Source organism: Stenotrophomonas sp. PS02289, from assembly GCF_029960115.1.
Classification (GTDB): domain Bacteria; phylum Pseudomonadota; class Gammaproteobacteria; order Xanthomonadales; family Xanthomonadaceae; genus Stenotrophomonas.
On sequence record NZ_JASCOZ010000010.1, the window covers coordinates 44,572 to 52,557 of the forward strand.

Consider the following 7,986-nt stretch of genomic DNA (forward strand, 5'->3'; position numbering starts at 1 on the left):
TCTAACTTGGTCAGCAGGTGTCATTGCGATTCTGCGACTTTGTCGCAGAATCGCTGGGTGAGGTACTGGCCTCTGTCCGATTTTAAGTGACTGAAGCTACCTGCGCTTCTTTACGGCATTGAGCATACTGTGACTTCTCTGCATCTGCCATCTCCTTGACGAAGCGTTGGCCGAGGTGGCGCTCCGGTGACCTGGCAATGCCCTGGTCGCGCAAGCTGCGGTGGTCTACACGGGCGGAGTATCCGTTCTCAGCAAGGAACTGATTCTGGGTGTCCGCTACAAGCTTTCGCTGTGCCGTCACCTGCTGCTTCAACTCCATTGGGCTCTTTCCGCCACTATCCTTGCGGCAACCGCCTGCGGAAGGATTCTTGGCGTTGTAGCGGGCGAAGGTCTGTTCAGGTGTACGTGGGATGCCATCAGGCAGTCTGTCCGAGCACATCAGATGGATGTGCGGGTTCGGATCGCCACCGAGTTTTCCTTCAGGAGCATGAAGCGCGTATTGGTAGGGTTTGATCCCTGCGAGATTCTTTGTAAGCCGGTCGGCAAGTTCGACCTGCTGTTCAGTACTGAGCTCACTCGGAAGAGTGATTTCATGTTCTCGGTACACTGCTCCGTTGGCACGCTCATGCGTGTCAGCAACGCTCCAGAACCGTTTCGGATCATCTCCTGCCCATTCGGGCATGTTCCCATGTCCTGTTTGGATAAGGTCCTCCTTGTCACTATGAGATCCTTTACGATCGATATAGTTGGCGTGCCTGCGTGCACTACCTTTCTTGCCGCTTTTGATGCTGTAATGGAAGCTTGCCATTGCTGTATCACCCTTTCTCTAAGGAGAATAAAAAGCCGACAAGAGTGGTTCTTGTCGGCCACAGGTAGATACTCATGATCGAAGAGTGTTTTGATTAGATAGAAAGGGTAAGTGCGCGTACCACACCCTGCCTGTAATCTATCGTCAGTTCTATTTGATTTCTATTCCCTTGGATTCCTTTCATTCTTCGTGTTGTTGCTTCGAAGGATGTAAGTGAGTTTCTACATATGTATAAGGGTGATGTAAGTTAAAAATTACATTGCGTGCGAAGTGGCTTGATCTTCGATGTATTGAATAAGGTATTCGCAAAACATGGCGATATTTGTCTCGTATTCGTTGCCTGCTTCAAGATCGAAATGAGAGTGAGCTATGGTCATGTGCTTCAGGTATGCGATCTGGAATCTCATAAACGCTTCCATTCGGTTGCTGCGGCCGAAAAGTAATGCGTAGGCGATGCAATATCGATGATAGAGGGTGAGCATCGCGCCTTGCGGGATGTAGTCCTCTTCATATAGCTCTTCGATGTCTCTTGAGGTGTCCAGGTGACTCAGTAGGCGAGATACCGTTTTCTCGCTTGAGCTCTGTCCTTTCCAGTTGGGCGTGTACTTCGTTTTGATCTTTTTTTGTATCGTAATGGCTAAAAGGGCTGCAACGCAGTCGGCCATTGAAATGTTGACGACGTCATGATCTGTTCTGTGCCATTCGTGGAAGACATAGGCATGCAGAACCTTCTGCGTTTCGTCGGCTATGTTTGTGATCTCGCTGGATCTCAACTCATAACCAGTGGCTTGGTGAACCAAGCGTGCCAGCTCATTTGCATTGGTTTGCAGGAAGGAGTGAATAGCTGCGAGTGATGTGACAGGTCGCAATAGGGCATCGCACTCCGTCGGTGAGGAGATGGAGTGAGCGAAGAGTGGCTCTATCTTGTATTTGCTCAACTCGTCGTTTTCTGATTCGACAACCTGCTGGTACTCTCCAACGAAGTGCAGGAATGGGAGTGTTAGCAAATAGATGTACAGTCTTTCGTGAACAGGGGCAGGATCTTTGCTGAGCAAGATAGGTGAGGGCTGATAGTTTTCTATTTGATGTGCGCCAAACATAAAGGCGCTTGCTATGGCTTCATCATTGCCCTCGAAAGCCATGTAGATTGGTTCTATAAGCTCCTTGATGTGTCTGGCGTAGTATTCAAGGAGTTTCGATGGTGTGAGTCTGTTGATGTGGATCTGGCTGCGTCTTTCTTCGTCAATCTCACGCTCAAGTGTGGATATGAGATAGGACGCTGCTTTTATGGTCTTTTCGTTTCTTGGAGTGTTACGTTCTGTCCAGTGCTCGAAGGTGGCTTTAATGGTTCCTGGCTTCGAGATTCTTTTGATTAGCTGGGTGTCGCTGGAGTCGTTCTTGATGTAAAGGAGCTTAATTGTTTTTAGGGTGGATATTGGAAGTGTGCAGTTCCCGCCAGGAATCTTTTGTCCCAATGTGGAGTTGATGAAGTCAATGACTCCATTCAATTCCTTGCGGGTTATTTTATTTCCTGAGGCATTGGAGTGTTCGGCTTCTTTGCCATTCTCTGTGCGCGCCATCTCGTAATTGAGCTCTTGCAAAAGCTCATTGATGGTTCCAGTCTCGGGAGCGTCTTTGTTGTGATCTTTATCGAAATCGAAGCGCGGCTTGTACTTCCCTGATTCGATTTTATTTTCTTCCATTTTCAACCGCCATCCTTTTGGTTGTGTATAGTGTTTGATGTTTGCTATTTCACCGATCTTTGTCAGCGTACCTGCAAAAGGTCGCTCCACTTTGTTGTATAGCTCGGCGACAAATAATGCAATGTTGGTCGCCATTGGGCGTTGCTTGCACCATGGAGCCGCTCCCCCGGCCTTGCTCCACCAACCCGCCAGCCCACGTTGCCTACTCCCACGGTGCCTCTGCCGAACTTCGCGTTGATCTGGTCTAGCACGGCCATGGCCCGCTCTGCTTTCTCAGCGGACCTGACGCTCTGGTACAAAGAGAGTACATAGGGGGGGGGCAGTGAGCATGATCCGAACAATCACAATCCATCGTCACAAGAGCTTTCATCCCACCAACGCGCATTCGGTCCAGATCCCGAACAAACCTGCGACTTACGTCTACGGTCTCAACGGAGCAGGGAAGTCTTCTATCGGTGAAGTGGTCGATGGGCTGGCACGCAACGATCCCGCCTTTGCGCACTGCAGGATCGAGACAACCGACAATACGCGCTACCGATACTTGGTCTACAACCACCACTACGTTGAACGCCTGATCGGCCAGCCCATCCAGGGCATCTTCACTGTCGGCGAAGTCGACACTGTCCGCCAGCAACGCATCCAGGATATCGAGATCCGAAATGGCGAGTTGGACGTTCTGATCGCCGACGCCACCACAAGTGTCAAGGCAGCCGAAAGAAACCTTGCCAAGGAGCTGGTGCGGGCCAAGGACGAGATCTGGAAGGCCCACGACTGGGGCAAGAAGACGGCACTGGCTTCCTTGCTTGAGGGCTATGGTCGGAACAAGGAAAAATTCTTCACCGACCTGCGCACACATGCGTTACCCGAGAACGGGCAGCTGGACACGATCGAACGCCTTGAAAGGCGCTGGGCCGATGTCTCTGGCACCGAAAATGAGCGTGCATTGGTGTCCCTGGATACCAGTGCGCTGAGTCGGATCGAGAATGACCCCATATGGGGTGAGGTCGTGGAGGTGTCGACCTCGAGTCGCCTAGCCCCATTCGTAGCCGAACTGGGCAACGCGGACTGGGTCGCACGTGGACAAGCGTACACGCATAAGGATCAATGTCCGTTCTGCCAGCAGGGATTGCCCCACGATTTCCGCGAAGAGTTGGCGAGGCTCCTGGAAGGCGAGCGCAAGGCGAAGGTCGACAGGATCGCGCTGCTGGTTCAGAGCTACGCAGCCCAGCTCGACGCCTTGGAGCAGCGAACCCAGACCATTTTGAGCGACCCCGACGCAAAAGAAGCAGGGGTGGAGCTTGCCTGGACCCAAGCTCGGGGGGCATTCCACGACGCACTGACGGCGTTGCGTCGGAAAGAAGCGCAGCCGGGGGAGGCGGTGTCTATCACCCCCGTCAATGTGGACGCATTGGTCGAAGCACTGGCCAAGCTCAACGCGTTGATCTCTGACTTCAATGCGCGCATCCGGGATCGTAGGGGCGAGCGTGAGCGGATCAAGGCTATGTTTTTCCAGGTCATGCATGCCGATCGTATGGACGCCTACGCGCATCATGATGCGTTGCTCGGACCGCTGCAGGAAGCCGAAACGCAGGCAAAGGCAGGGCTGCAAGCGAAGGGGCAGGAGCGAGAAGGCCTCAACATCGAATTGCGTGAGCTGCGCCGGCTTCAAAAGGGCGTCGATGCCTCAATCGATGCGATCAACGATCGACTCCGCAGCTTGGGGATCACGGCATTTAGCATCGATCGCAAGACAGAGGAGGATCGCGTGTACTGCCTGGTTCGCCCAGGGATAGCCACTAGCGAGACGAAGTCATTGAGCGAAGGTGAGAAAACGCTGATCGCGTTCCTCTACTTCATGGAGTCGCTCAAGGGGTCGCACGACGAACACGAGAATGTTGACCCCCGCCGCACGATTGCCGTCATCGACGATCCGATCTCCAGCCTCTCCCAGAACTACGTGTATGACATCGCCACGATGATCCACCGTGAGCTGGCCAAGCCAGATGGTCGCCCCCAGCTCGTGAAGCAGGTGATCGTCCTGACCCACAACCTGTACTTCTTCCATGAGCTGATCCGTCAGCACAAGACGAGTCTGCCCAAGGCGCACAATCACTGCGGGTTGCTGCGCGTGGTCAAGAACGCGTATTCGGAGGTCGAAGCGCTGGATCCCACCAAGCTATTAAACGATTACGACGTGTGGTGGCAGATCCTCAGGGATGCCAAGGACGGGAATATCCCGACCCAGATCGTGCCCAACGCCATGCGTAACATTCTGGAGCAATTCTTCACCTTCACCACCGGGTCTTCTGACTTCCCCGTGGCAGTCCAGCAATTGGCCGACGCAGATACATCCAGCAAGTACGCAGCGCTGGATCGTTTCGTCGATCGAGGTTCCCACCGAGACGCGATCAATGGTCCGCCAATTGACTGGACCGAATACGACGTGCCCTATCTGTTGGGTAAGTTCCGCGCGATGTTCGATGCCATCGGCCAAGAGCCACACTACATCATGAAGATGGGTGAAGATGCTTTGGAGCTAGTACATGCCTGATGCACGACTCGCGCCTCTGTCCGAGTAATTGGCGACCACTGAGCACAGCTTCACCCATGCCGAGCTCTGAGCCTGGTGAAGCTGGCCAGCCTCACCAGCGCAATTTCCACCTGTGAAATTTCAGGGCTTAATCGCGGCGCGCCACCATTCAATATTTCCTTGCCCCGTGTGGGGCTAACAAGGAAACGAACATGGCAAAAGGTAACGGTGGATCGGCAGGGAAGGCCGGTGGCTCTAAGGGCGGCTCGACTGCCGGCGGCGCTAAAAAAGGGCCCGGCGGATGGCCGTCGACTAAGCAAGGTATGCCGTCTGGTGGCGGCCGTAACAACGCTCCTCCAAAGCGCTGACTACGGATCAATCAGCCAAGATGGGTACAGGGAGGCTGTCGTCTGGAGCGTGGGTGGGTAGCGGTGTCTATGCCGCTCCCACCATCCCAGATAGGCCTCCGGCCAGCCCGTGCGGTCCATGTGGCCCGCGGCGGTTGGGTGGTCTGGCAGGAGCAGGCTCAACAAGAGTGCGGCCACCAGGTAGGTTTCAAGCAGGTCCGCTTGGTCATCGAGATCAGATGCCTTCGCTTTGGGGGTCCAGAGTTGGGTGTGGACCAGTGTCCTGAATGACTTTCGAGTCAGCGGGGCTTTGCCACTTCTCAAGCTACGTAAAAACCGATCGCTCTCGCCAAGCCGTATTCCTGATAGATCTACCTGGGCGCCCATCTCTTCGATAGAGAGTGGGCGCTCAGGCCAGCTGCCTTCACGCAAGAAGTAGCCAACGGCGCCGATGAAATCTACCAGACGCGCAGCAGGATCAGCTGGGGAATGGCGGCGCCGATTAGTTGGCCCAGGCGGTGCCAGCAGCACGGCAAATCTGGGGAGACCCGCCCAGGCATCTGGCACCTCGGTCCGTCCAATCCAATGCCCGATTTCGTGGTCCAGGGCTGCCAAGAATGACAGCGCCATGTGGGCACGGCGGTTTAGGGCAAGATTGATGGCGGTGCGCTCCGGTTCGGTCAGTTCCAGCTTCAGCTCCAGCGAGGGATCTCTAATGTCTGCCACCGTCAGGGGGGTGCAGTAGGCTGGCCCCAGTTGGGACCGTGGCCCGATCTCGTCGAGAAAGCCGTATACGTCAGTGTCTGAAAGCTTACAAAGTCGTTTGTCTGACGCATCGAACATGGCGACCAGTTCTCTGGTTGCTGGGGACGTGTGCTCGTTGAGCAAACCTAGCCCATAGAGCATGATCGCCGAATGTCCTTGGGGGATATCCTCTTTGAATCCTCGAAATTCGGCGTCTGGGATGCCTCGTTTCTGGAGCATGCGCAGGAGTAGTGAATCCGAATGCGCTTCGACTTGCTCACGCTTGGCCATGAGAGCTGTATAGCCGCGGCCTCGTCGATAGTTCATGTGGCTCAGCCCCGTCGCGTATTCGAAGAACGCTGCGGGGGCCATGCCAACGAGTTTGTGAGCAACTTCGATGTGGAGTGCGAAGAGCATTGCCTATCTCATGCTGTCGCTGGAAGGACGAAATCAGCCCACGCCTGCATCATGGGGCGTCGCTGCTCCAGCAGATCCGTACGGTGATAGGCAGCTTCGACCTTGTTTTTGACAGTGTGGGCCAGCGCGCGTTCAGCAAGATCCCGGGCATAGCCTTCCTCGCTGCACCAGTCGCGAAAGCTTGACCGGAAGCCGTGCGCGGTGGCTATCCGCTTATCGCTATCGCTGTGGGCCTTCAAGCGGCGCAATAGTGCAGTTAGGGTCATGTCCGAGAGGACTGTTCGGGATTGGATCGATGGGAAGACCAGATGATCGTGCTTGCCTGCCTGTACCTGCAGCAAAGTGATGGCTTGCTCAGAGAGTGGGACTCGATGGGTCTGGCTGGCTTTCATGCGATCGGCAGGAATGATCCAGACTTTGTTGCGCAAATTGACCTCATCCCAAGTCATTCCCCTGACTTCGCCAGAGCGCGCGGCGGTCAAGATCAAAAACAGCAGCGCACGTTTGGTGACATCTAGCTCGTTTGTATCCACCAGTCTGGTTTTGACAAATGCGGGGATGTCGGTCCACGGCATGGCCGGTTGATGCTCTTGTCTGACCGTCTTGCTGGGTTGTACCGGCAACAGATGTGTGACTACATCCACGGGGTTGGCTTGGTTGAACCCGTGTGCCCAGCCCCAGGCCATCACGGCATGCAAACGCTGCTTTACCCTGGAAGCGGTCTCCGCTTTTTCCAGCCAGATCGGGCGCAAGACATCGGCCATATGACGAGGCTGAAGTTGATCCATCGGTAGGGAGCCGATCTTGGGGAAAACGTATTCGGTAAGTGTGTTGATCCACTGCTGCGCGTGCTTGGCGTTCTTCCAGCCTGGCTTCAGTTCGGCGTGTACCTGTTTTGCTGCCTCTTGGAAGGATGGCATCACCGGCGCGGCTACAGGTGTCTCCTTGATCTCCAGGGGGTCTTGCCCCAATGCAATCTCTTCGCGCATCTCGCGAGCCAGCTTGCCGGCAAGAGCGACGCCCACGTGCGGGTAGCTGCCTAGGCCGGCGTTGCGCCGCTTGCCAGTGACAGGGCTTACGTAGCGCAAGACCCACTTGCCTTGGCCCTTCTTTGTGCGTGAAGGAAGCAGACTCAGGCCAGTAACTCCGCCGTGTGGCAGTGCTGCGCTTCCGGGAGTGATGCTTCGAGCTTTGATGTCGGTTAGCAGTGCCATGCGTGCCTGGTATGCCATCTGGTATGCCATCTAGTATGCCATTTCGCGTTGGGTGGTGATGGGTGTTGCTGGACGGTGCTGGATATGTTTCATGCAAGTCATTGAAATTAAACGACAAGTATATGAACTTATCGATTCCCTTGGATTTCCTTGGACGGATCTATGGCAGCCCCCCTCTCCGCCAGACACGCAAAAAGGCCACCCATTGGGTGGCCTTTTTGCG

Annotated in this window: 6 protein-coding genes; 1 reads left to right on the top strand and 5 read right to left on the bottom strand. The window is 55.0% G+C overall.

Annotated features, from left to right (window positions below; all coding sequences use genetic code 11):
* Positions 1-82: 82 nt before the first annotated feature.
* From QMX83_RS02860 to QMX83_RS02870, 3 genes are all read right to left on the bottom strand, one after another.
* Positions 83-808 carry a MobA/MobL family protein gene (locus QMX83_RS02860; RefSeq protein ID WP_282295132.1) on the bottom strand — a complete coding sequence of 242 codons (726 nt, stop codon included), beginning with the start codon at positions 806-808 and terminating at the stop codon, positions 83-85.
* Positions 809-1,062: 254 nt separating this feature from the next.
* Complete coding sequence (locus tag QMX83_RS02865; RefSeq protein ID WP_282295133.1) at positions 1,063-2,646, bottom strand: hypothetical protein; 1,584 nt, start codon at positions 2,644-2,646, stop codon at positions 1,063-1,065.
* Positions 2,574-2,768 (bottom strand): DUF4113 domain-containing protein, encoded by a 195-nt coding sequence (locus QMX83_RS02870; RefSeq protein ID WP_282295134.1) that lies wholly within the window; start codon positions 2,766-2,768, stop codon positions 2,574-2,576. The genes QMX83_RS02865 and QMX83_RS02870 overlap by 73 nt, the downstream gene beginning before the upstream one ends.
* A gap of 71 nt (positions 2,769-2,839) precedes the next feature.
* Between QMX83_RS02870 and QMX83_RS02875 the strand changes: the two genes are divergently transcribed.
* Positions 2,840-5,062, top strand: coding sequence for an AAA family ATPase (locus QMX83_RS02875; protein ID WP_282295136.1), 2,223 nt, complete (start codon positions 2,840-2,842; stop codon positions 5,060-5,062).
* Between the two features lie 347 nt (positions 5,063-5,409).
* Here the strand turns inward: QMX83_RS02875 and QMX83_RS02880 are convergent, their stop codons facing one another.
* Both QMX83_RS02880 and QMX83_RS02885 read right to left on the bottom strand, forming a co-directional pair.
* Positions 5,410-6,549 (bottom strand): hypothetical protein, encoded by a 1,140-nt coding sequence (locus QMX83_RS02880; RefSeq protein ID WP_282295135.1) that lies wholly within the window; start codon positions 6,547-6,549, stop codon positions 5,410-5,412.
* 8 nt (positions 6,550-6,557) lie between these two features.
* Positions 6,558-7,763, bottom strand: a complete 1,206-nt coding sequence (locus tag QMX83_RS02885) for a site-specific integrase (RefSeq protein ID WP_070427542.1) — start codon at positions 7,761-7,763, stop codon at positions 6,558-6,560.
* Between the last annotated feature and the right edge of the window lie 223 nt (positions 7,764-7,986).